Origin of the sequence: Xanthomonas sp. CFBP 8443 (assembly GCF_025666195.1) — a bacterium.
GTDB lineage: Bacteria > Pseudomonadota > Gammaproteobacteria > Xanthomonadales > Xanthomonadaceae > Xanthomonas_A.
In genome coordinates, this window is record NZ_CP102592.1 from 1,616,403 (window position 1) to 1,638,595 (window position 22,193).

Sequence of the window (22,193 nt, forward strand, 5' to 3'; positions counted from 1 at the left end):
GTGATTTGGTTGATCTATATCAACTAAATCACGAATGCCGCGTGCTGTCCATGCGTACTTTGGAGACAGGCGGAGAACACATGGGCAGACGTCGTGCGGCACTTGTCGGGGAACTGGGCAGCGAACTGGGCGCCTTGCTGGCGGCGTCGCGCGCGGTCATGGCCGCGTCGGCCGCGCGTTTCCATCCCGATCTGCAACCTGCCGCGTATCAGGTCGCCGCCGCGCTCGCGCGCCATGGCCCCAGCAAGACCGGGCACCTGGCCGAGACGCTCGGCATGGACAAGAGCGCCGTCAGCAGGCTGGCGAAGTCGCTGATCGAGCAGCGATTGGTGGAGGCGGCGGCCGATCCCGACGACGGACGGGGAACCGTATACCGCCTGACCGATGCCGGCAGCCGGCGGCTGCAGGCCGCCGATGCGGTCAAGACCGAGGCCTTCCTCGCGCGCCTGGCGCATTGGGACGCCGCCGAACTGGCGCAGCTGGTCGGCCTGCTCAGGAAGTTCAATCGCCCTTGCAGCGCCGCCGAGCGCGCGCGAGGGAACCGCTGATTTGCCGCCGCGTGTCCGAGGCGGCGTCTGCGGGCGGCTCGGGATGGTCTGCGCCCTTGTCCGCAGCGCGTGATCCGCTTGCGGAGGGATCGCCGGCTGCTGGCAGCATCGGCATGGCGCTACGTGCTGCGGTAGCTGGCCGCTCCCGGCGCTGAAACATGCACCGCTTCTGCAGGGCGCGCAGGCATCGGCGCGCCCGGCGCCGGAGCATGACCAATGGCATAGAGCGCTGCGGCGTGGTGGGCATAGCATCGACGTTTGCTCGCTCGCCGTATCCCCACTGGAGACCCCATGAACAAGTCCACCGCCTGGATGGCGCCGTTGTTGCTGGCCGCCACCGCCTTCCAGGCCACGGCGCAGACCGCGCCGCCACAGGACGTGCCGTTCGCCGGCACGCTGAAGATCGACGTCGACGCGACCGACCTGGCGCGCCGCATCTTCCGCGTGCGCACCACAATCCCGGCCACGCCGGGACCGATGACCCTGCTGTATCCGCAATGGATTCCCGGCAACCATTCGCCGACCGGGCCGATCGACAAGCTGGCCGGCCTGGTGGTCAAGGCCAACGGCCAGGTGCTGCCGTGGACGCGCGACCAGTTCGACGTGTTCGCGTTCAAGGTCGAGGTGCCGCAAGGCGCGAGCGAGATCGTCGCCGAGTACCAGTTCCTGTCCTCGCAGGGCGACGGCCAGGGTCGGGTGATGATGACCCCGGAGATGCTCAACCTGCAGTGGAACACCGCCGCGCTGTATCCGGCCGGCTACTACGCGCGCAACATCAAGGCCCAGGCCAGCGTGAGGTTGCCGCCGGGCTGGAGCTACGCCACCGCGCTGGAGACCGCCGGCCGGGTCGGCGACACGGTGACGTTCAAGCCGATCGATTTCGACGACCTGGTCGATTCGCCGATGTTCGCCGGCAAGTACTACAAGCGCGTCGCGCTGGATGCCGGCGGCAAGGCGCCGGTGTATTTGAACGTGTTCGCCGACGAGGCCAAGTCGCTGGAGGCCAAGCCCGAGCAGATCAAGGCGCATGCGGCGCTGGTGCAGCAGATGGACAAGCTGTACGGCGCGCGCCATTTCGACCACTACGAGTTCCTGCTGGCGTTGACCGAGAAGCTCGGCGGCATCGGCCTGGAGCATCACCGTTCCAGCGAGAACAGCGGCCCGCCCAACTACTTCACCGAGTGGGACAAGAGCTGGGCGGGACGCGACCTGCTCGCGCACGAGTTCAATCATTCCTGGAACGGCAAGTACCGCCGCGGCGCCGACCTGGCCACGCCGAGCTTCAACGTGCCGATGGGCGACAGCCTGCTGTGGCTGTACGAAGGCCAGACCCAGTTCTTCGGCGAAGTGCTGGCCGCGCGTTCGGGCCTGTGGACCCAGGTCCAGGCGCGCGACATGCTCGCCGAGGTCGCCGCGACCTACCAGCGCGGCCGCCCCGGCATGGTCTGGCGCACGCTGCAGGACACCACCAACGATCCGACCATGTCGATGCGCCGGCCGCGGGCCTACCGCAGCTACCAGATGAGCGAGGACTACTATTCCGGCGGGCAGATGCTGTGGCTGGAGACCGATGCCAAGCTGCGCGAGCTCAGCGGCAACAAGCGTTCGATCGACGACTTCGCCAAGGCCTTCTTCGGCATGCACGACGGCGCCTGGGACGTGAATCCCTACACCTTCGACGACATCGTCGCCACGCTCGACGGCGTCGCCAAGTACGACTGGGCGAGCTTCCTGCGCAGCCGCGTCGACGGCCACGGGCCGCTGGTCGGCGGCATCGAGGCCAGCGGCTGGAAGCTGGTCTACAGCGACCAGCCGAACGAGGCGATCAAGGCCTACGAGGCAACCAAGAAGGGCGTCGGCCTGACCTATTCGCTGGGCCTGAGCCTGGACGACAAGGGCGCGGTGCAGGACGTGCTGTGGGACGGCCCGGCGTTCGCCGCCGGCATCATCGCCGGCAACAGCATCGTCGCGGTCAACGGTCGCGAATACAGCGCCGACGTCATCAAGGACGCGATCACCGCGGCGAAGGGCGGCACCGCGCCGATCGAGCTGCTGGTCAAGCGCGGCAACCGCTATGACACGCTGCGCATCGACTACCACGGCGGCCTGCAGTATCCGCACCTGGAGCGCATCGCCGGCAAGCCGGACCGGCTGAGCGAGCTGTACAAGGCGCGTTGAGCCGTCGTGGACTGCAGCGGCTGCGCGCGATCGCAACGCGCAGCCGCCGCTCAAACATGGCGAGAAAAAAGGCGCTGATGTGCGCGCACTGCTTTTTTGTAGGAGCGGCTTCAGCCGCGACAGGCACTATCGGTAACGCACGTCGCGGCTGAAGCCGCTCCTACAGGGGGCGCGAACGGCATCCGGTATTCGGGAAAGCCCGCTAGCGGCAATGCACATCCGACACGGCGATGCCGGTCTGGCCCTTGTAGTCGATGTAGCCGATCGACTGCACGCATTTGTTGCGGCCATCGATGCGCACCGGGCCGGCCTGATAGGAGTACGTGTCGTCGTCGCGCGCCCACCACGGAGCCCATTGCCACACGCCGCAGTTGTTCTTGTTGGGCTTGCAGACGTAGACCTCCACGCTGGTGGTCAAGGCCTTGCCCCAGGTCGGGCCGGCGTGCGCGAACACGGCGCAGTTCTTGCCGTTGCCGCTGTTGTAGTACAGCTGCAACTCGCCGACTTTCTCGCCGCCGATGCGCACCGGCTTGTGATCGATGAGGTTGCCGCCGCATCCGTCCGCGCGCGCGGCGCCCGCGTAGCCGAGTGCGAGCAAGGTGAACAGCATCAGAGTGGGATATCGCATGGGTGGCCTCGTCCGTTGGGGTAGGTGCGATCCAGCGCCCGCGGTGCGCGAGCGAAGCGGAGCGGCAGTGCCTTGCGCCGATGCCGACACGATCCAGTGACGTCACCACCGATCCAGGGCCGATGCTAAAGCGGTGGGTTCAGCGCCGCGTGAAAGAGCGCTATCGACGCAACGGTTGCCGAGGACATGCGATCGCGGTGCGGGGGCAGGGCATCCTGGGGCGCGTCCGATGCGATTTCTGCGCCGATCGATAAGGCCGATGCCGCCTGCGCCCTTGCAGCCGGTGCTGCGAGGCGTCTGGCACGCTGCTCCGGACGCACGGGCGCGCCGCACTCGCGGCCTCCGCAGTCGTGGCTTCGTCGCGGCATCGGGATGCCAAGCCCGGTCGGCATCGAAAGCGGAGCGTAGCCTGCCGCTGCGCGCGCCTCGCGTCGGGCAATGCTGGCTGCAGCCGCACCCTGTCGCGCAACCTGAGACCGCCAGCCACTATGCTGGCGCATCCCTGCAACCGGAAACAGCGAGATGGCGAAGGCGAAGACGGCCTATGTGTGCGGCGACTGCGGCGCCGAATACACCAAGTGGCAAGGCCAGTGCACCGAGTGCGGGGCATGGAATTCGCTGAGCGAGATCGTGCTGGAGAGCGCGTCGGCGGCCAAGGCGCCAGCCGCGGCGCGGCGCAGCGGCTGGGCCGGCAAGGCCGAGACGCCGAAGATCACCGCGCTCAAGGACGTGGAGCATCGCGACCAGGCGCGCGTATCCACCGGCATCGGCGAGTTCGACCGGGTGCTCGGCGGCGGCCTGGTCGAAGGCGCGGTGGTGCTGATCGGCGGCGACCCGGGCATCGGCAAGTCGACGCTGCTGCTGCAGGCGCTGGCGAAGATGGCCGGTACGCTGCCGGTGCTGTACGTGACCGGCGAGGAATCGCTGGCCCAGGTCGCCGGCCGCGCGGTGCGCCTGGACCTGCCGCTGGAGGGCCTCAACGCGCTGGCCGAGACCGGCATCGAGCAGATCCTCCAGCACGCCAGCGCGGCGCGGCCCAAGCTGATCGTGGCCGATTCGGTGCAGACCCTGTGGACCGAGTCGCTGACCGCCGCGCCCGGCTCGGTGAGTCAGGTGCGCGAGAGCGCGGCGCGGCTGGTGCGCTACGCCAAGGAGACCGGTACCGCGGTGTTCCTGGTCGGCCACGTGACCAAGGAAGGCGGCATCGCCGGCCCGCGCGTGCTCGAGCACATGGTCGATGCGGTGCTGTATTTCGAAGGCGAGAGCGGCAGCCGCTTCCGCCTGCTGCGCGCGTTCAAGAACCGCTTCGGCGCGGTCAACGAGCTGGGCGTGTTCGCGATGGGCGAGAAGGGGCTGAAGGAAGTGTCCAATCCGTCGGCGATCTTCCTGTCCGGCAGCAGTGCCAACCAGCCCGGCAGCTGCGTGATGGTCACGCGCGAGGGCACGCGGCCGTTGATGGTGGAAGTGCAGGCGCTGGTCGATGCCTCGCCGCTGTCCAATCCGCGGCGGGTGGCGGTGGGCCTGGAGCAGAACCGGCTGGCGATGCTGCTGGCGGTGCTGCACCGGCACGGCGGCATCGTGGTCGGCGACCAGGACGTGTTCGTCAACGTGGTTGGCGGCATCCGCGTGCAGGAGACCGCGGCCGATCTGCCGGTGCTGCTGGCGGTGCTGTCCTCGCTGCGCGACCGGCCGCTGGCGGAGAAGACCATCGCCTTCGGCGAGGTCGGCCTGTCCGGCGAGATCCGGCCGGTGCCCAACGGCGAGGACCGGCTGCGCGAGGCGGCCACGCATGGCTTCAAGCGCGCCATCGTGCCCAAGGCCAATGCGCCCAAGACCGGCGTGGTCAAGGGCATGGAAGTGATCGCGGTGGAGCGCCTTTCGCAGGCGCTGGAGGCGGCGAGCGCGTAGCCGCTCCACGACCGCCGGCAGGTGTGCATGTAAGCGTTTCCATGCGGCGGCGTTTATGCCACCATGCCGCCCGCTGCAGTGAGGCAGCGGTTCAAGAAAAAAGGGAAACACAATGGAATGGATGTTGATGCCGCTCAAGCGCTACGCGGATTTTTCCGGGCGTTCGCGGCGCAAGGAGTACTGGATGTTCACGCTGTTGAACATCGTGGTGATCACCGTGCTGATGGTGTTGATGGGCGTCGGCGGCGGCGTCGGCGGCCAGAACGGCACCGGGACGCTGTCGCTGGTGGCGGTCGTGCTGCTGGGCCTGTACTCGCTGGCGGTGCTGGTGCCGTCGATCGCGGTGCAGGTGCGCCGCTTTCACGACCAGGGCAAGTCCGGCTGGTACGTGCTGCTGGGCCTGATTCCGTGGCTGGGCGGCGTCGTGATCCTGGTCTTCATGTTCATGGAAGGCACCAAGGGCGCCAACGCCTACGGTCCGGATCCGAAGCAGGTCTGAGGCGCGATCCGAGCGTGCAGCAGCCGGGCCCTGTGCCCGGCTGCTGCCGGCGCATCGGCGCGCATGCTGGGCGCTGCGGCATCGAGTGCCGATGCTGCCGCGCTGCCGCAACGCGAGTTCGATGATCGACCAATACGTGGGCAAGGTGCGCGGCGCGATGCATCGACGTTCGCGCGCCTGCGCACGCGCAAGGGATTTGCGGCGAACCGGCTGAGTGCACCGTGGAGGAGCTTCAGTCCTGACGCTGTCCGAAGCCGTTGAGCTCACCGCTTCGTTCGTCGCGACTGAAGTCGCTCCCACAGTGGGCTTGCGGCGAGCTGGCTGGGTGCACTGTGGGAGGGACTTCAGTCCCGGCGCTGTCCGAAGCCGTTGAGCTCACCGCTTCGCTCGTCGCGACTGAAGTCGCTCCCACAGTAGGCTTGCGGCGAGCTGGCTGGGTGCATTGTGGGAGGGACTTCAGTCCCGACGCTGTCCGAAGCCGTTGAACTCACTGCTTCGCTCGTCGCGACTGAAGTCGCTCCTGCAGTGGGCTTGCGGCGAGTTGGCTGGGTGCATTGTGGGAGGGACTTCAGTCCCGACGCTGTCCGAAGCCGTTGAGCTCACCGCTTCGCTCGTCGCGACTGAAGTCGCTCCCACAGTGGGCTTGCGGCGAGCTGGCTGGGTGCATTGTGGGAGGGACTTCAGTCCCGACGCTGTCCGAAGCCGTTGAACTCACTGCTTCGTTCGTCGCGACTGAAGTCGCTCCCACAGGGGGCTTGCGGCGAGCTGGCTGGGTGCATTGCGGGAGGGACTTCAGTCCCGACGCTGTCCGAAGCCGTTGAGCTCACCGCTTCGTTCGTCGCGACTGAAGTCGCTCCTGCAGGGAGGCTCTTGCAGCGGCTCGCTTGGTGGTTTGCCCGAGTGGAAGACGCTCAGTGCGAATCGCGCGCCACGTCGGCGCCGCTGCCGCCGACCAGGAAATCCAGGTCTGCGCCCAGGTGCGCCTGCTGCACGTGTTCCACGTACAGCTTGCTCCAGCCGCGCAGCGGGGTCGGCAGCGGGGTCCATTCGCTGCGCCGGCGCAGCAGTTCCTCGTCGCTGACCTCCAGGTGCAGCGAGCGCCCGGGCACGTCCAGTTCGATGATGTCGCCGTCGCGCACCAGCGCCAGGGTGCCGCCGGTGGCGGCCTCGGGCGAGGCGTGCAGGACCACGGTGCCGTAGGCGGTGCCGCTCATGCGCGCATCGGAGATGCGCACCATGTCGGTGACGCCGGCGCGCAGCAGTTTCGGCGGCAGCGGCATGTTGCCGACCTCGGCCATGCCCGGGTAGCCGCGCGGGCCGCAGTTCTTCAGCACCATGATGCAGTCGGCGTCGATGTCCAGGGCTTCGTCGTCGATGCGCGCCTTCATGTCCTCGATGCTCTCGAACACCACCGCGCGGCCGCGGTGCCGCAGCAGGTGCGGCGAGGCGGCGGAGGGCTTGATCACCGCGCCGTCCGGCGCCAGGTTGCCGCGCAGCACGGCGATGCCGGCCTGCTCGCGGAACGGCGTGTCCAGCGCGTGGATCACCTCGCGGTTCCAGCACGGCGCATCGGTCACGTTCTCGCCGAGGGTGCGGCCATTGACGGTGAGGGCGTCCAGGTTCAGCTCCTCGCCGAGTTCGCGCATCACCGCCGGCAGCCCGCCGGCGTAGTAGAAGTCTTCCATCAGGTACTGGCCGGACGGTTTCAGGTTGACCAGGCACGGCAGCCGCGAGCCCAGCTGGTCCCAGTCGTCCAGGCTCAGCTGCACGCCCAGGCGCCCGGCGATGGCGAGCAGGTGGATCACCGCGTTGGTGGAGCCGCCGATCGCCGCGTTGACCTTGATCGCGTTCTCGAACGCGTGCCGGGTCAGCACCTGCGACATGCGCAGGTCTTCCTCGACCATCTGCACGATGCGCCGGCCGCTGAGCCGCGCCAGCCGCGCGCGGCGCGAATCGACGGCCGGAATCGCGGCGTTCTCCGGCAGCGAGATGCCCAGCGCCTCGACCATGCTGGCCATCGTCGAGGCGGTGCCCATGGTCATGCAGCTGCCCTTGGAGCGTTGCATACAGGCCTCGGCCTCGACGAACTCGTCCTGGCTCAAGGTGCCAGCGCGGACCATCTCCGACATCTGGATCACGCCGGTGCCCGAGCCCAGCGGCTGCCCGCGCCAGTTGCCCGACAGCGACGGGCCGCCGGACAGGCCGATGGTCGGCAGGTCCACGCTGGCCGCGCCCATCAGCAGCGACGGGGTGGTCTTGTCGCAGCCCATCAGCAGCACCACGCCGTCCAGCGGATTGGCGCGGATCGACTCCTCCACGTCCATGCTGGCCAGATTGCGGAACAGCATCGCGGTGGGCAGCATCTGCGTCTCGCCCAACGACATCACCGGGAATTCCAGCGGAAAGCCGCCGGCCTCGTAGACGCCGCGTTTGACGTGCTCGGCCAGTTCGCGCAGGTGGCCGTTGCACGGGGTCAGTTCCGACCAGGTGTTGCAGATGCCGATCACCGGGCGCCCGTCGAACATGTCGTGCGGGTGGCCCGCGCTCTTGAGCCAGCTGCGGTAGTAGAAACCCTGCTTGCCTTCGCGACCGAACCACGCCTGGCTGCGGCGGACCGGTTTGGTGGGTGAGCCCATGCTGGCGGAATCCTCGAGACCTGATCGGCCCGGATCGGTGCCTGCGCGGCGTCGCCCGGGTGCTTTACGTCGGCGATGCTAGCGGGCATATTGATACATGAAAAATAACAAATATCTGAATTCAGATATTTCTTTTCGTATATCAAAATCCTATCCACCTAGAGCGAAACGGCATGGACAACACGGCAAGCGCGGCGGCTCCGAATACCGGCAACGCAACCTACGGCAGCCTGCGCGGGCGCCGCGTCTTCATCACCGGCGGCGGGTCGGGCATCGGTGCGGCCCTGGTCGAAGCCTTCGCCGGGCAGGGCGCGCAGGTCGCTTTCGTCGACGTGGCGGCCGAGGCCAGTGCGGCCCTGGCCGAGCGCTTGGCCGCGGCCGGCCTGGCCAGGCCGTGGTGGCGCCGCTGCGACGTCACCGACGTGGCCGCGCTGCAGGCGGCGCTGGGCGAGGCCGCCGCCGAGCTGGGCGATTTCCATGTGCTGCTGAACAACGTCGGCAGCGACGACCGGCATGCGCTGGACGCGGTGACCCCGGAATACTGGGAGCGCTGCGTGGCGATCAACCAGCGCGCCGCGTTCTTCGCCATCCAGGCGGTGGTGCCGGGCATGAAGCGGCTTGGCGGCGGTGCGATCGTCAACCTCGGCTCCACCGGTTGGCAGAGCAAGACCGGCGGCTATCCGGTTTACGCCACCGCCAAGTCGTCGGTGAACGGGCTGACCCGCGGCCTGGCGCGCGAGCTGGGTGCGGCGCGGATCCGGGTCAACGTGCTGACCCCGGGCTGGGTGATGACCGAACGCCAGGTCACGCTGTGGCTGGACGAGGCCGGCGAGCGCGAGCTGGCGCGCAACCAGTGCCTGCCGGACAAGGTGATGCCCGAGGACATCGCGCGCATGGCGCTGTTCCTGGCCTCGGACGAGGCGCGCGCGATCACGGCGCAGGAGTTCGTGGTGGATGCGGGGTGGACGTGAGCGGCGGGTGCGTCGCTGATATGCAGGAGGGTTTGGGCGCCGATGCTTTGGTCGTGTGCGTGGCTCGCGGCTTCGCTCGTCGCGACTGAAGTCGCTCCCACAGGGACTTACGGCGAGTTGTCCGGATGCTCTTGTGGGAGGGGCTTCAGCGCCGACTGTATCCAGGGTCAGCAACCCGCATCGCTGCGTTCGGTCGCGGCTGAAGCCGCTCCTACAAGGGGCTTGCGGTTGCCTGGCTGGGTGCACTTTGGGTGGGGCATCAGCGCCAGTGGTGTCCGAAGACGGAGTGCTTGTCGCTGCGTTCGGTCGCGGCTGAAGCCGCTCCTGCAGGGGGCTTGCGGTTGGCTGGCTGGGTGCACTGTAGGAGGGGCTTCAGCCCCGACCTCATCCTTCGGTTTGCGCATCCTCCGGCGCCAGCGCTTCCTCGGCCGGCGCGACATAGCCGTACGCCGGGCCGGCCGCATCGCGCAGCGCCTGCAGCATGATCCGTGCGCCCGGCGACAGCAGCCAGTCGGTGCGGGTGACGATGCCGAACGCGTCCATCCGGCACGACAGTTCCACCGGCACGATCGCCACGCTGCCGTGGTCGGCGAAATGCCGGGCCACGTCCACCGGCACCACCGCCAGGTAGTCGCCGTGGCGCAGCAGCTGCGGCAGCACCACCAGCGCCGAGGTCTCCACCACCCGCTTCGGCGGCTCCAGCCCGGCGTTCTGGAACATCAGTTCGAAGCGATGGCGCAGCACGCTGCCGTCCGGCGGCACGATCCAGCCGGCGGCGGCCAGTTCGCGCAGTGCCGGTCGCGGCATCGCCAGCAGCGGGTGGCCGGGGCGGGCGATCGCGCACACCTCTTCCTCGGCCAGCGCCTGGTAGTGCAGGTTGCGCTTGTCGTGGCGCGCGAACAGCCGCGCCACCACGATGTCCAGCTTGTTCTGCGCCAGATGCTCCAGCAGCACGTCGCTGCCGTCCACGCGCAAGGCCACGCGCAGCAGCGGATGCTGCTCGGTGACCTGGGCCAGCGCGGCCGGCAGCAGGGTCATCGCCGGCCCGGCGATCGCGCCGACGCTGACGCTGCCGAAATAGCCGGCCTTCAGCGCCTCGATCTCGGCGCCGGCCTCGCCCAGGCTGGACAGGGCGATGCGCGCATGGCGGATCATCGCCTCGCCGTACCAGGTCGGGCGCATGCCGCGCGGCAGGCGCTCGAACAGCGGCACCGCCATCATGTCCTCCAGGTCCTTGAGCAGCTTCGACGCCGCCGGCTGCGACATGTTCAAGGTCTCGGCGGCGCGGTGGATGTTGCCTTCCTCCTCGATCGCCAGCAGCAGCATCAATTGCCGGGTCTTCAGGCGGGCGCGGACGAACCAGGGCGTGGCGGCAGGCATGGCGGCCCAATGCATATGAATGTTCGTATACATTAAGCCAAAAACGATATTTGTTGCATATGGGTCGCCCGGCCAGAATGGAACCCGCATTCGCCGCGTCGGCGTTCCCTGCCGCCGCGCCGCTGTTTCGTATTCCGACAGGCGACCGATTCATGCGATTGATCCAACTGCTCGACGAGTCCGGCAACCCCAGCGTGGGCGTGGTGGACGTGGCCGGCACCCAGGTGCGCCTGCTGCGCGAAGTCGACTCGACCTATGCGCTGGCCAACGCCGCGCTCGCCGCCGGCACCACGCTGGACGACTACGCCACGCATCAACTCGGCGACATCGTGCTCGACTACGCCGAGCTGCTGGCCAACGGCCGCGTGCTGTCGCCGCTGACCCATCCGGACCCGGCGCACTGCCGCGTCACCGGCACCGGCCTGACCCATCTGGGCAGCGCCGCCACCCGCGACGCGATGCACCAGAACCTGCAGCAGCAGGCCGACCAGGGCACGCTCACCGATTCGATGAAGATCTTCCAGCTCGGCGTGGAAGGCGGCATCCCGCGCGACGGCCAGCCCGGCGCGCAGCCGGAATGGTTCTACAAGGGCGATGGCAGCATCCTGGTCGCGCCGGGCGCGCCGTTGCCGTCGCCGGACTTCGCGCTGGACGGCGGCGAGGAGCCGGAGCTGGTCGGGCTGTACGTGATCGGCGCCGACGGCGTGCCGTACCGGCTCGGCTTCGCACTCGGCAACGAGTTCTCCGACCACGTCACTGAGCGCCAGAACTACCTGTACCTGGCCCATTCCAAGCTGCGCGCCTGCGCGGTGGGGCCGGAGTTGCGCAGCGGCGAGCTGCCGCGCGATCTGCGCGGCAGCAGCCGCATCCGCCGCGGCGATGCGGTGATCTGGGAGAAGCCGTTCGTCACCGGCGAGGCCAACATGTGCCACTCGCTGGCCAATCTGGAATACCACCACTTCAAGTACGCGGCGCATCGCGTGCCCGGCGACGTGCACCTGCACTTCTTCGGCACCGCCACGCTGAGCTTCGCCGACGGCGTGCAGGCCGAGCCGGGCGACCGCTTCGAGATCGAACTGCCGGAGCTGGGCGCGGCCCTGGTCAATCCGCTGCAGCGGGTGGCGGCCGGGTTCGCACTGGGCGGCGTGCGCGCGCTGTAACCGAACAGGAGGACGACATGAGCCAGCGTTTCCAGAGCTATATCGACGGCCAGTGGGTGGCCGGCAGCGACATCGCGGCGGACGAGAATCCGTCCGACCTGTCCGCGCCGGTGGGCGAGGTCGGCAGCGTCGATGCCGACGCGGTGCGCGGCGCGATCGCCGCGGCCAATGCGGCGCAGGCCAAATGGGCGGCGAGCACGCCACAGCAGCGCGCCGACGCGCTGGACTTCGTCGGCAGCGAGATCCTGGCGCGCAAGCAGGAGCTGGGCACGCTGCTGGCTTCCGAAGAAGGCAAGACCTTGCCGGAAAGCATCGGCGAGGCCGCGCGCGCCGGGCAGATCTTCAAGTTCTTCGCCGGCGAGGCGCTGCGCATTCCCGGCGAGAAACTCGCCTCTACCCGTCCCGGCGTGGACGTGGAGATCACCCGCGAGCCGGTCGGCACGGTCGGCATCATCGCGCCGTGGAATTTCCCGCTGGCGATCCCGGCGTGGAAGATCGCTCCGGCGCTGGCCTACGGCAATACCGTGGTGTTCAAGCCGGCCGAGATCGTGCCGGGTTGCGCCTGGGCGCTGGCCGAGATCCTCAGCCGCGCCGGCCTGCCCAGCGGCGCGTTCAACCTGGTGATCGGCAGCGGCCGCACCGTCGGCCAGGCGCTGGTCGAGGACCGTGGCATCGACGCCTTGAGCTTCACCGGCTCGGTGCCCACCGGCAACCATCTGCTCAAGCAGGCCGCCGCGCGCGGGCTGAAGATCCAGCTGGAAATGGGCGGCAAGAATCCGCTCGTGGTGCTGGCCGATGCGGACCTGGACCTGGCGGTGGAGATCGCGGTCAACGGCGCGTACTTCTCCACCGGCCAGCGCTGCACCGCCTCCAGCCGGCTGATCGTCGAGCGCGCGGTGTACGACGACTTCGTCGCGCGGGTGAGCAAGCGCCTGGCCACGCTGAAGATCGGCCATGCGCTGACCCCGGGCATCGACATCGGCCCGGTCGCCAGCGCCAGCCAGTTCGAACAGGACCGCGACTACGTGCGCATCGCGCAGGAAGAGGGCGCCGAGCTGGTGTACGGCGGCGACGCGCTGGAATGCGAGCACCAGGGCCACTACATGCGTCCGGCACTGATCGCCGCGCAGCCGCAGCACCGCATCGCGCGCGAGGAAGTGTTCGGGCCGGTCGCGGCGGTGATGCCCGCCGACGACTACGAGCATGCGCTGGCGCTGGCCAACGACACCGAATTCGGCCTGTGCGCCGGCATCGCCACGCGCTCGCTGAAGCACGCCACGCATTTCAAGCGGCATGCGCAGGCCGGCATGGTGATGGTCAACCTGCCCACCGCCGGGGTCGATCCGCACGTGCCGTTCGGCGGGCGCAAGGCCTCCAGCTACGGCCCGCGCGAGCAGGGCCGCTATGCGGTGGAGTTCTATACGACGGTCAAGACGGCCTATACATTCGCGGGATGAACTGATCGATCCACTCGCGCGCCTGCCTGGGAGGGTGGGCGGCCGCCGCGGCCAGAGCGCCGCGCGACCGCCAGCGTGCAACGAACGAGGAAGGGTTATGCAGAAGTCGGCAGTGCGTGCGGCGGTACTGGGGATGGCGGTGCTGCTGGGCGCGGCGTTGAGCGCGTGTTCCGGCGGCGGCAAGGACGCGGCCGGCAAGCCGGGCCAGATCACGGTGGGTTTCAGCCAGGTCGGCGCCGAGAGCGAGTGGCGCACCGCCAACACCGCCTCGGTCAAGCAGGCGATCGAGCAGGCGGGGATGAAACTGAAGTTCTCCGATGCGCAGCAGAAGCAGGAGAACCAGATCAAGGCGCTGCGCTCGTTCATCGCCCAGCGCGTGGACGTGATCGCGTTCTCGCCGGTGGTCGAATCCGGCTGGGAAACCGTACTGCGCGAGGCCAAGGCGGCGAACATCCCGGTGGTGCTGACCGACCGCGCGGTCAAGGTCTCCGACGACACGCTGTACACCACGCTGATCGGCTCGGATTTCGTCGAAGAAGGGCGCAAGGCCGGGCGTTGGCTGCTCGAGCAGTCGCCGCTGAAGGACGGCGACAAGCCGGTGCGCATCGTCGAGCTGCAGGGCACCGTGGGCTCGGCGCCGGCGATCGACCGCATGAAGGGCTTCAAGGAGATCATCGCCGCCAACCCGCGCTTCCAGGTGGTGCGCTCGCAGAGCGGCGACTTCACCCGCGCCAAGGGCAAGGAAGTGATGGAGGCGTTCCTGAAGTCGGAAGGGCGCAACATCGACGTGCTCTACGCGCACAACGACGACATGGCGATCGGCGCGATCCAGGCGATCGAGGAAGCCGGGCTGAAGCCGGGCAAGGACATCCTGGTGATCTCGATCGACGGGGTGAAGGGTGCGTTCGAGGCGATGCAGGCCGGCAAGCTCAACGTCACCGTCGAATGCAATCCGCTGCTCGGCCCGCAGCTGGTGCATGCGATCCGCGACGTCAAGGCCGGTAAGCCGTTGCCCAAGCGCATCGTGGTCGAGGAATCGGTGTACACCCAGGAGCAGGCCGCCGCCGAGCTGCCCAATCGCAAGTACTGACGGAGCGCCGCCGATGAACCCGGTCGTGCTGCACGCGCAGGGCCTGAGCAAGGCCTACGCCGGCGTCGCTGCGCTGGACGACGTGGCGCTGTGCCTGCGCCGTGGCGAGATCCATGCGCTGATGGGCCAGAACGGCGCCGGCAAGTCGACCCTGATCAAGCTGCTGACCGGCGTGGTCGCGGCCGATGCCGGGCGCATGGCGCTGGGCGGCGACGCGATCGCGCCGAGCTCGCCGTTGCAGGCGCAGCAGCTGGGCATCAGCACGGTGTACCAGGAAGTGAACCTGTGCCCGAACCTGTCGGTGGCCGAGAACATCTTCGCCGGCCGCTATCCGTTGAAGGGTTGGCCGCGGCGCATCGACTGGCGCCGCGTCGAGCGCGAGGCGCACGCGGGCCTGCAGCGCCTGGGCGTGGACATCGACGTGCGCCGCGCGCTGTCCAGCTATCCGGTAGCGGTGCAGCAGATGGTGGCGATCGCGCGCGCGCTGAGCGTGTCGGCGCGGGTGCTGATCCTCGATGAGCCGACCTCCAGCCTCGACGAAGGCGAGGTCGCCGAACTGTTCCGGGTCATGCGCGCGCTGCGCGAGCAGGGCATGGCGATCCTGTTCGTGACCCATTTCCTCGACCAGGTGTACGCGGTGTCCGACCGCATCAGCGTGCTGCGCAACGGGCGCCTGGTCGGCGAGTACCTGGCGGCGGAGCTGCCGGCGCCGCGGCTGATCGCGGCGATGGTCGGGCGCGAAGTGGACGTGGCCGCGGCCGCCGCCGCCGCGGTGCACGTCGCGGCGCCGGAACACGCGCCGGTGTTGCTGCAGGCGCAGGGCCTGGGCCGCCGCGGCCAGTTGCATCCGGTCGACCTGCAGTTGCGCCGCGGCCAGGTGCTGGGCCTGGCCGGCCTGCTCGGCGCCGGCCGCACCGAACTGGCGCGGCTGCTGTTCGGCCTGGACCGCGCCGATTGCGGCCGCGTGTCCATCGACGGCCGCGAGATCGCACTGCGCGGCCCGCCCGACGCGATCCGCCACGGCCTGGCGCTGTGCCCGGAAGAGCGCAAGACCGACGGCATCGTCGCCGAGCTGTCGGTGCGCGAGAACATCGTGCTGGCGCTGCAGGCGCGCATGGGATTGCGCCGGTTCCTGCCGCTGGCCGAGCAGTTGCGCATCGCGCAGGGCTACGTGGACGTGCTGGGCATCAAGACTGCGAGCCTGGAAACCCCGGTCGGCCTGCTGTCCGGCGGCAACCAGCAGAAAGTGGTGCTGGCGCGCTGGCTGGCGACGCGGCCGCGGCTGCTGATCCTCGACGAACCCACCCGCGGCATCGACATCGCCGCCAAGCAGGACATCATGACCCGCATTCTGGCGCTGGCCCGCGAGGGTATGGCGGTGTTGTTCATTTCCGCCGAGGTCGCCGAGATCGAGCGCATCGCCGACCGCATCGCGGTGCTGCGCGAACGCCGCCTGGTCGGCGAACTGCCGGGTGGATGCGGCGAGCGCGCGGTGTTCGAACTGATCGCCGGGAGTGCGGCGGCATGAGCGCGGCGGCCACGCCGTCTTCGACCGCGCCGCGGCTGCCGGCGCGCATCGTCGCCCACCCGCTGTTCTGGCCGCTGGCGACGCTGGCGCTGCTGCTGCTCGGCAACGGCCTGTGGAATCCCGGCTTCCTGGCGCTGCAATGGCGCGACGGGCATCTGTACGGCAACCTGATCGACATCGGCAACCGCGCCGCGCCGCTGGCGCTGGTCGCAATGGGCATGACCCTGGTGATCGCGGTGCGCGGCCTGGACATCTCGGTCGGCGCGGTGGTGGCGATCGCCGCGACCGTGGCGGCGTGGATGATCGGCGGCGGCGAGCACAGCCGCTTCCCACTGTGGATGGTGATCGTGGCGCCGCTGCTGGTCGCCGCCGCGTGCGGGTTGTGGAATGGGCTGCTGGTGGTCAAGGTCGGCATGCAGCCGATCATCGCCACGCTGATCCTGATGGTGGCCGGGCGCGGCGTCGCGCAGCTGATCGGCGACGGCCAGATCCTGACCATCTACTACCCGCCGTATTTCTATCTGGGCAACGGCTTCCTGTTCGGCCTGCCGTTCGCGCTGTTCGTGGTCGCGGCGGTGTTCGTGGTATTGCAGCTGCTGCTCGGGCGCACCGCGCTGGGCCTGTTCGTGCGCGCGATCGGGCACAACCCGCGCGCGGCGCGCGTGGCCGGGGTCAAGGCGCGGCTGATCGCGGTGCTGCTGTACGTGTTCTGCGCGTTCAGCGCCGGCCTGGCCGGGCTGCTGATCAGCTCCAACGTCAAGAGCGCCGACGCCAACAACGCCGGCCAGCTGATGGAACTGGACGCGATCCTGGCGGTCACCCTCGGCGGCACGCTGCTCGATGGCGGCCGCTTCAGCCTGGCCGGCAGCCTGATCGGCGCGCTGATCATCCAGACCCTGACCGCGACCATCTACGCGATCGGCGTGCCGGCGCAGGTCAACATGCTGATCAAGGCGCTGCTGGTGTTCGCGGTGATGCTGCTGCAATCGCCGCAGTTCCGCGCCAGCGTGCGCGGCTGGGTGCGGCGCCCGGATCCGGGAGCGGGACGATGAGCGCGGCCGGCGTGCCGATCCAGAACGCGCGCGGCCTGCGCCGCGCCGGCACGCTGCTGCACGGCGCGCGCCTGCCGCTGGCGATCACCGTGGCCCTGTTCGTGGCCATGGCCGGCGCCGGCGGCGTGCTCTACGACGGCTTCCTGTCGCCGCAGGTGTTCGCCAATCTGCTGATCGACAACGCCTTCCTGTGCATCGCCGCTGTCGGCATGACGTTCGTGATCCTCAGCGGCGGCATCGACCTGTCGGTGGGCGCGGTGATCGCCTTCACCACGGTGCTGTCGGCCTCGCTGGTGCAGCGCCACGGCTGGTCGCCGCTGGCGGCGATCCCGCTGGTGCTGCTGCTCGGTGCGCTGTTCGGTGCGTTCATGGGCGTGCTGATCCAGCGCTACCGGCTGCAGCCGTTCGTGGTGACCCTGGCCGGCATGTTCCTGGCGCGCGGCGCCAGCTACCTGATCAGCGTCGATTCGATTCCGATCGACGATGCGCTGTACGTGGCCATCGCCCAGGTGCGGGTGCCGATCGGCGCCGGCGCCTCGCTGTCGATCGGCGCGCTGGTCGCGCTGGCCATGGTGGCGCTGGGCATGTGGCTGGCGCATAGCACACGCTTCGGCCGCTGCGTGTATGCGCTGGGCGGCAGCGAAGCCTCGGCGCGGCTGATGGGCCTGCCGGTGGCCGCCACCCAGGTCAAGGTCTACGCCTTCAGCGGGTTCTGCTCGGCGCTGGCCGGGGTGGTGTGCACGTTCTACATGCTGTCCGGCTACAGCCTGCATGCGCTGGGTCTGGAACTGGACGCGATCGCCGCGGTGGTGATCGGCGGCACGCTGCTGGCCGGCGGCAGCGGCTACGTGATCGGCACGCTGTTCGGCGTGCTGATCCTGGGCGTGATCCAGACCCTGATCGTGTTCGACGGCACGCTCAGCTCGTGGTGGACACGCATCGTGATCGGCGCGCTGCTGTTGGTGTTCTGCCTGCTGCAGCGCCTGTTGACCCGGCGCCTGCCGGAATCGGGAGCGGACGCATGACGGAACATGAAGATCCAGGCCTGGCCTGCACACGCCGCGACTTCCTCCAGTACGGCGGCGCCTCGCTGGCCGCGCTGGGTGTGCTGGCGCAGGGCGAGGCGCTGGCCGCACCGCCTGCGGAGGTAGCAGCGGCCGCGAAACGGCAGCCGGCCGTGCAACTGCGCGAGCAGCCGTTCGCGCTGGGCCAGGTGCAACTGCTCGACGGCCCGTTCCTGCAGGCACGCGAGCGCGACCGCCGCTACCTGATGTCCATTCCCAACGACCGCCTGTTGCACAATTTCCGGCTCGCCGCAGGCCTGGACTCGCAGGCCGAGCCGCTGGGCGGCTGGGAGTCGCCGCATTGCGAGATCCGCGGGCATTTCGCCGGCGGCCACTATCTGTCGGCCTGCGCGCTGCTGTACGCAGCTACCGGCGACGCCGCGCTGAAGGACAAGGCCGATGCGCTGGTCGCCGACCTGGCGCGCTGCCAGCGCGCAGACGGCTACATCGGCGCGTACCCGTCCTCGTTCTACGACCGGCTCGGCCGCCGCGAGGAGGTGTGGGTGCCGATCTACACCGCGCACAAGATCCTGGCCGGGCACCTGGACATGGCCCGCCATGCCGGCAACGCGCAGGCGCTGCGCACCGCGCAGCGCTTCGCCGACTGGCTGGGCGCGTGGATGGACGGCTTCGACGACGCGCAGTGGCAGCGCATCCTCGGCGTGGAGTTCGGCGGCGTGCACGAGTCGCTGCTGGAGCTGTACCTGCTCAGCGGCGACGACAACTACCGGCGCTGGGCCGCGCGCTACGAACAGGCCTCGCTGCTCGAGCCGCTGGCGCAGGGCCGCGATGTGCTGGCCGGGCTGCATGCCAATACCCAGATCCCCAAGATCGTCGCCGCCGCGCGCGCCTACGAGATCGGCGGCGAGCCGCGCCAGCGCCAGGTCGCCGAATTCTTCTGGCGCACGGTCAGCGGCCACCATGCCTACTGCACCGGCGGCACCAGCGACTTCGAACTGTTCGGCAAGCCGGACCACTTCGCAGGGCGCCTGAGCGGGCACAGCCACGAGTGCTGCTGCAGCTACAACATGCTCAAGCTGACCCGGCACCTGTACACCTGGCAGCCGGACGCGGCGCTGATGGACTACTACGAGCGCGTGCTGTTCAACGCGCGGCTGGGCACCCAGGACGAAGCCGGCATGATGATGTACTTCGTGCCGATGGATGCCGGCTACTGGAAGCTCTACAACACCCCGTTCGCCTCGTTCTGGTGCTGCACCGGCACCGGTGTGGAGGAGTTCGCCAAGAGCAACGACAGCATCTACTTCCGCGACGATGCCGGGCTCACCGTCAACCTGTTCATCGCCTCGCAGCTGGACTGGCCCGAGCGCGGCATGCGCGTGGTCCAGCGCACGCGATTCCCGCAACAGGAAGGCACCGCGCTGGAGTTCCAGTGCAAGCGCGCGCAGCAGATGACGCTGCGCCTGCGCATCCCGTACTGGGCCACGCAAGGCGTGCGCCTGCGCATCAACGGCAAGGCGCAGGCGGTCGAGGCGACACCTGGCAGCTATCTGGCGCTGGAGCGCCGTTTCGCCGACGGCGACCGCATCGAACTGGACCTGCCGATGGCGCTGCACGCCGCGCCGCTGCCCGACGAACCCAGCCTGCAGGCGATGATGTACGGCCCGCTGGTGCTGGCCGCGCAGTTGGGCAGCGACGGCATCGATCCGGCGCAGCTGCACGTGTCCGACCAGCGGCCGTCGTTGAACCGGATCGTCGGCCGCCAGTTGCCGGCGGTGTATTTCGCGCCGGAGCAGCTGTGGGCGCGCAAGCGCGAGGGCCAGGAACAGGTGTTCGAGGCCGATGGCATCCAGGGCCCGATCACCCTGGTGCCGTTCTACCGCATCGCCCACGAGCGCTACGCGGTCTATTGCCGAGCGAGGCCGGTATGGGAAAAGAACCCGCAGTTCTGAGCCGCTGGCGCCTGTCGTCGGCCGCGATCGCGGCAGCGTGCTTGCTGCTGCTGTGCGCGCTGCCGGCGTTGGCCGCCGAGCGCATGGTCGGCGAAGTGCTCAGCCCGGACGCCACGCTGCGCGCGCAAGTGAGCGTGGACGCGGCCGGCACCGCCCACTACCGCGTGCTGCGCGAAGGCCGCGAGGTACTGCTGCCCTCGCGCCTGGGCCTGGTCCGCGACGATGCCGATTTCTCGAGGGGCCTGCGTCTGCTCGATGTCTCGCCGGTCGCGACGGTGCACGATCGCTACGAACTGCTGACCGGCAAGCGGCGCATCAACGAGTACCGCGCCAACCGCCGCGTGTTCTCCTGGCGCGGCGCCAGCGGCGAACGCCTGCAGATCGAATTCCAGGTCTCCGACGACGGCGTCGCGTTCCGTTACGAATTCCCGCAGCGCGACGCGAAGATCCGCCAGCTGCGCGAGGACGCCACCACGTTCCGTTTCGCGGCCCAGACACGCGCCTGGCTGCAGCCGATGTCGCCGGCCAAGACCGGATTCGGCAACACCAATCCCTCGTACGAGGAGTACTACCTGCAGGACGTGGCGGTCGGCACGCCTTCGCCGCTCGCCGCCGGTTGGGTGTATCCGGCGCTGTTCCGCCAAGGCGAGGACTGGGCCTTGCTCAGCGAAGGCTCGCTCGGCCGCGGCCATGCCGGCAGCCGCCTGCGCGACGTGGCGCGGGAGTCCGGCGCGTACGCGATCGGCATGCCCGATCCGCGCGAGGTGCTGCCCGGCGGCGCCGCCAATCCGCGCTTCGCGCTGCCGTGGCGCTCGCCGTGGCGCATCGTCGCGGTCGGCAGCCTGAAGACCATCGCCGAGTCCACGCTCGGCACCGACCTGGCCGATCCGCCCGCGGCGCCGCCCATCGCGCCGCCGCAACCGGGCAAGGCGTCGTGGAGCTGGCCGCTGCTCGGCGACGGCGCCACCACCTTCGAGGTGCAGAAGCGCTACATCGACTTCGCCGCGCGCATGGGCTGGCGCTACACCCTGATCGACGCCCTGTGGGACACGCAGATCGGCGAGGACAAGCTGCGCGAACTGATCGCCTACGCGCGCGGCAAGCAGGTCGCGATCCTGCTCTGGTACAACTCGGCCGGCAGCTGGAACGAAGCGCCGCAGACCCCGCGCGACCGCATGCTGACCCACGCCAGCCGTGTGCGCGAGTTCGCGCGGCTCAAGGCGATGGGCGTGGCCGGGGTGAAAATCGATTTCTTCGGCGGCGACGGGCAGTCGATGATCGGCTATTACCTGGACATCATGGAAGACGCCGCGCCGTACGGACTGATGCTCAACTTCCACGGCGCCACCTTGCCGCGCGGCTGGCAGCGCACCTGGCCGGACCTGATGACGATGGAGGCGGTGCGCGGCCTGGAATTCGCCACCTTCGAGCAATCCAATGCCGACCAGGTGCCGGCGCATGCGGCGATGCTGCCGTTCGCGCGCAACGTGTTCGACCCGATGGACTTCACCCCGCTGGCCCTGGTCAAGCTCAACGACAAGGTGCAGCGCCGCACCACGCCGGGATTCGAGCTGGCCGAGACGGTGCTGTTCGTGTCCGGCATCCAGCATTACGCCGAGACGCCTGAGACTCTGCAAAAGGCCGCGCCGGAGGTGCGCGCGCTGCTGCGCGAACTGCCGTCGGTGTGGGACGACAGCCGCTATGTGGACGGCTACCCCGGGCGCTTCGCGGTGTTCGCGCGGCGCGGTGGCGCGCGCTGGTACGTGGCCGGCATCAATGCCGATGCGCAACCGCGCACGTTGCGGCTGAACCTGGCCGAGCTCGGCGTGGCCGGACGCGGCGCGCGCCTGATCGTCGATGGCGACGGCCCGCTGGGCCTGGCCAGCCGCCGCATCGAGGTGACGCCGGCGCAGACCGTCGAACTGCAGTTGCCCGCGCGCGGCGGCTTCGTGCTGCAGTTCGACTGAGCGCGCTTGCCGCTGCCGTGCACGGCAGCGGCGCATTCCGGAATCTCCGGCGATCTGCGTGCGGGCACGGCGGCAATGGCGCCTGGCGCTGCCGATAGGGAGGCCCGCTGTCGATGCGAACCGGTCCCGGACTGGATCGGCGCCGTTGCGCTGGCGCCATCGCAGCCGCAATCGCACGCATCGGCGTCGCTGCACGCAGGCGGCAGCATAGAAT

16 protein-coding genes are annotated in these 22,193 nt (G+C 69.2%); 13 read left to right on the plus strand and 3 right to left on the minus strand.

Annotated elements, in window-relative coordinates:
* Nucleotides 1–50: 50 nt before the first annotated feature.
* Together NUG20_RS06995 and NUG20_RS07000 are read left to right on the plus strand one after the other, a co-directional pair.
* Complete coding sequence (locus tag NUG20_RS06995) at nucleotides 51–548, plus strand: MarR family winged helix-turn-helix transcriptional regulator (protein ID WP_263398407.1); 498 nt, start codon at nucleotides 51–53, stop codon at nucleotides 546–548.
* Nucleotides 549–839: 291 nt separating this feature from the next.
* On the plus strand, nucleotides 840–2,726 hold the full coding sequence (locus tag NUG20_RS07000; RefSeq protein ID WP_263397655.1) for a M61 family metallopeptidase: 1,887 nt from the start codon (nucleotides 840–842) through the stop codon (nucleotides 2,724–2,726).
* Nucleotides 2,727–2,928: 202 nt separating this feature from the next.
* On the opposite strand, the gene NUG20_RS07005 is transcribed toward NUG20_RS07000, so the two are convergent.
* Nucleotides 2,929–3,354 (minus strand): hypothetical protein, encoded by a 426-nt coding sequence (locus tag NUG20_RS07005; protein WP_263397656.1) that lies wholly within the window; start codon nucleotides 3,352–3,354, stop codon nucleotides 2,929–2,931.
* Between the two features lie 522 nt (nucleotides 3,355–3,876).
* Between NUG20_RS07005 and radA the strand changes: the two genes are divergently transcribed.
* Complete coding sequence (gene radA / locus NUG20_RS07010; RefSeq protein WP_263397657.1) at nucleotides 3,877–5,262, plus strand: DNA repair protein RadA; 1,386 nt, start codon at nucleotides 3,877–3,879, stop codon at nucleotides 5,260–5,262.
* A 112-nt stretch (nucleotides 5,263–5,374) separates the two neighbouring features.
* Nucleotides 5,375–5,761 (plus strand): DUF805 domain-containing protein, encoded by a 387-nt coding sequence (locus NUG20_RS07015; protein WP_263397658.1) that lies wholly within the window; start codon nucleotides 5,375–5,377, stop codon nucleotides 5,759–5,761.
* A gap of 911 nt (nucleotides 5,762–6,672) precedes the next feature.
* Here NUG20_RS07015 and NUG20_RS07020 read toward each other — a convergent pair.
* Nucleotides 6,673–8,397: an IlvD/Edd family dehydratase gene (locus tag NUG20_RS07020; protein WP_263397659.1), complete on the minus strand. Its 1,725-nt coding sequence runs from the start codon at nucleotides 8,395–8,397 to the stop codon at nucleotides 6,673–6,675.
* A gap of 173 nt (nucleotides 8,398–8,570) precedes the next feature.
* Between NUG20_RS07020 and NUG20_RS07025 the strand changes: the two genes are divergently transcribed.
* Nucleotides 8,571–9,368, plus strand: coding sequence for an SDR family NAD(P)-dependent oxidoreductase (locus NUG20_RS07025; RefSeq protein ID WP_263397660.1), 798 nt, complete (start codon nucleotides 8,571–8,573; stop codon nucleotides 9,366–9,368).
* A gap of 384 nt (nucleotides 9,369–9,752) precedes the next feature.
* On the opposite strand, the gene NUG20_RS07030 is transcribed toward NUG20_RS07025, so the two are convergent.
* A complete protein-coding gene (locus tag NUG20_RS07030; protein ID WP_263398408.1) occupies nucleotides 9,753–10,748 on the minus strand; it encodes a LysR substrate-binding domain-containing protein in 996 nt (331 codons plus the stop codon).
* 152 nt (nucleotides 10,749–10,900) lie between these two features.
* Between NUG20_RS07030 and araD1 the strand changes: the two genes are divergently transcribed.
* From araD1 to NUG20_RS07070, 8 genes are all read left to right on the plus strand, one after another.
* A complete protein-coding gene (gene araD1 / locus NUG20_RS07035; protein ID WP_263397661.1) occupies nucleotides 10,901–11,908 on the plus strand; it encodes an AraD1 family protein in 1,008 nt (335 codons plus the stop codon).
* Nucleotides 11,909–11,925: 17 nt separating this feature from the next.
* Complete coding sequence (locus NUG20_RS07040; RefSeq protein WP_263397662.1) at nucleotides 11,926–13,365, plus strand: aldehyde dehydrogenase family protein; 1,440 nt, start codon at nucleotides 11,926–11,928, stop codon at nucleotides 13,363–13,365.
* 97 nt (nucleotides 13,366–13,462) lie between these two features.
* Nucleotides 13,463–14,455: an ABC transporter substrate-binding protein gene (locus NUG20_RS07045; protein ID WP_263397663.1), complete on the plus strand. Its 993-nt coding sequence runs from the start codon at nucleotides 13,463–13,465 to the stop codon at nucleotides 14,453–14,455.
* A 13-nt stretch (nucleotides 14,456–14,468) separates the two neighbouring features.
* Nucleotides 14,469–15,983, plus strand: coding sequence for a sugar ABC transporter ATP-binding protein (locus NUG20_RS07050; protein ID WP_263397664.1), 1,515 nt, complete (start codon nucleotides 14,469–14,471; stop codon nucleotides 15,981–15,983).
* Nucleotides 15,980–17,035, plus strand: coding sequence for an ABC transporter permease (locus NUG20_RS07055; RefSeq protein ID WP_263397665.1), 1,056 nt, complete (start codon nucleotides 15,980–15,982; stop codon nucleotides 17,033–17,035). Before NUG20_RS07050 ends, NUG20_RS07055 begins: the two co-directional genes overlap by 4 nt.
* On the plus strand, nucleotides 17,032–18,060 hold the full coding sequence (yjfF, locus tag NUG20_RS07060; protein WP_263397666.1) for a galactofuranose ABC transporter, permease protein YjfF: 1,029 nt from the start codon (nucleotides 17,032–17,034) through the stop codon (nucleotides 18,058–18,060). Before NUG20_RS07055 ends, yjfF begins: the two co-directional genes overlap by 4 nt.
* Entirely contained in the window at nucleotides 18,057–20,012 is a 1,956-nt protein-coding gene (locus NUG20_RS07065; RefSeq protein ID WP_263397667.1) for a glycoside hydrolase family 127 protein, read from the plus strand. Before yjfF ends, NUG20_RS07065 begins: the two co-directional genes overlap by 4 nt.
* Nucleotides 19,988–21,979 (plus strand): glycoside hydrolase family 97 protein, encoded by a 1,992-nt coding sequence (locus tag NUG20_RS07070; RefSeq protein WP_263397668.1) that lies wholly within the window; start codon nucleotides 19,988–19,990, stop codon nucleotides 21,977–21,979. The genes NUG20_RS07065 and NUG20_RS07070 overlap by 25 nt, the downstream gene beginning before the upstream one ends.
* The last annotated feature ends 214 nt before the right edge of the window (nucleotides 21,980–22,193 follow it).

What these genes read in the sequence shown, in the direction of transcription:
- NUG20_RS06995 (WP_263398407.1), top strand. Translation starts at nt 51, where the DNA reads ATGCGTACTTTGGAGACAGGCGGAGAACACATGGGCAGACGTCGTGCG.
- NUG20_RS07000 (WP_263397655.1), top strand. Translation starts at nt 840, where the DNA reads ATGAACAAGTCCACCGCCTGGATGGCGCCGTTGTTGCTGGCCGCCACC.
- NUG20_RS07005 (WP_263397656.1), bottom strand. Translation starts at nt 3,354, where the DNA reads ATGCGATATCCCACTCTGATGCTGTTCACCTTGCTCGCACTCGGCTAC.
- radA (WP_263397657.1), top strand. Translation starts at nt 3,877, where the DNA reads ATGGCGAAGGCGAAGACGGCCTATGTGTGCGGCGACTGCGGCGCCGAA.
- NUG20_RS07015 (WP_263397658.1), top strand. Translation starts at nt 5,375, where the DNA reads ATGGAATGGATGTTGATGCCGCTCAAGCGCTACGCGGATTTTTCCGGG.
- NUG20_RS07020 (WP_263397659.1), bottom strand. Translation starts at nt 8,397, where the DNA reads ATGGGCTCACCCACCAAACCGGTCCGCCGCAGCCAGGCGTGGTTCGGT.
- NUG20_RS07025 (WP_263397660.1), top strand. Translation starts at nt 8,571, where the DNA reads ATGGACAACACGGCAAGCGCGGCGGCTCCGAATACCGGCAACGCAACC.
- NUG20_RS07030 (WP_263398408.1), bottom strand. Translation starts at nt 10,748, where the DNA reads ATGCCTGCCGCCACGCCCTGGTTCGTCCGCGCCCGCCTGAAGACCCGG.
- araD1 (WP_263397661.1), top strand. Translation starts at nt 10,901, where the DNA reads ATGCGATTGATCCAACTGCTCGACGAGTCCGGCAACCCCAGCGTGGGC.
- NUG20_RS07040 (WP_263397662.1), top strand. Translation starts at nt 11,926, where the DNA reads ATGAGCCAGCGTTTCCAGAGCTATATCGACGGCCAGTGGGTGGCCGGC.
- NUG20_RS07045 (WP_263397663.1), top strand. Translation starts at nt 13,463, where the DNA reads ATGCAGAAGTCGGCAGTGCGTGCGGCGGTACTGGGGATGGCGGTGCTG.
- NUG20_RS07050 (WP_263397664.1), top strand. Translation starts at nt 14,469, where the DNA reads ATGAACCCGGTCGTGCTGCACGCGCAGGGCCTGAGCAAGGCCTACGCC.
- NUG20_RS07055 (WP_263397665.1), top strand. Translation starts at nt 15,980, where the DNA reads ATGAGCGCGGCGGCCACGCCGTCTTCGACCGCGCCGCGGCTGCCGGCG.
- yjfF (WP_263397666.1), top strand. Translation starts at nt 17,032, where the DNA reads ATGAGCGCGGCCGGCGTGCCGATCCAGAACGCGCGCGGCCTGCGCCGC.
- NUG20_RS07065 (WP_263397667.1), top strand. Translation starts at nt 18,057, where the DNA reads ATGACGGAACATGAAGATCCAGGCCTGGCCTGCACACGCCGCGACTTC.
- NUG20_RS07070 (WP_263397668.1), top strand. Translation starts at nt 19,988, where the DNA reads ATGGGAAAAGAACCCGCAGTTCTGAGCCGCTGGCGCCTGTCGTCGGCC.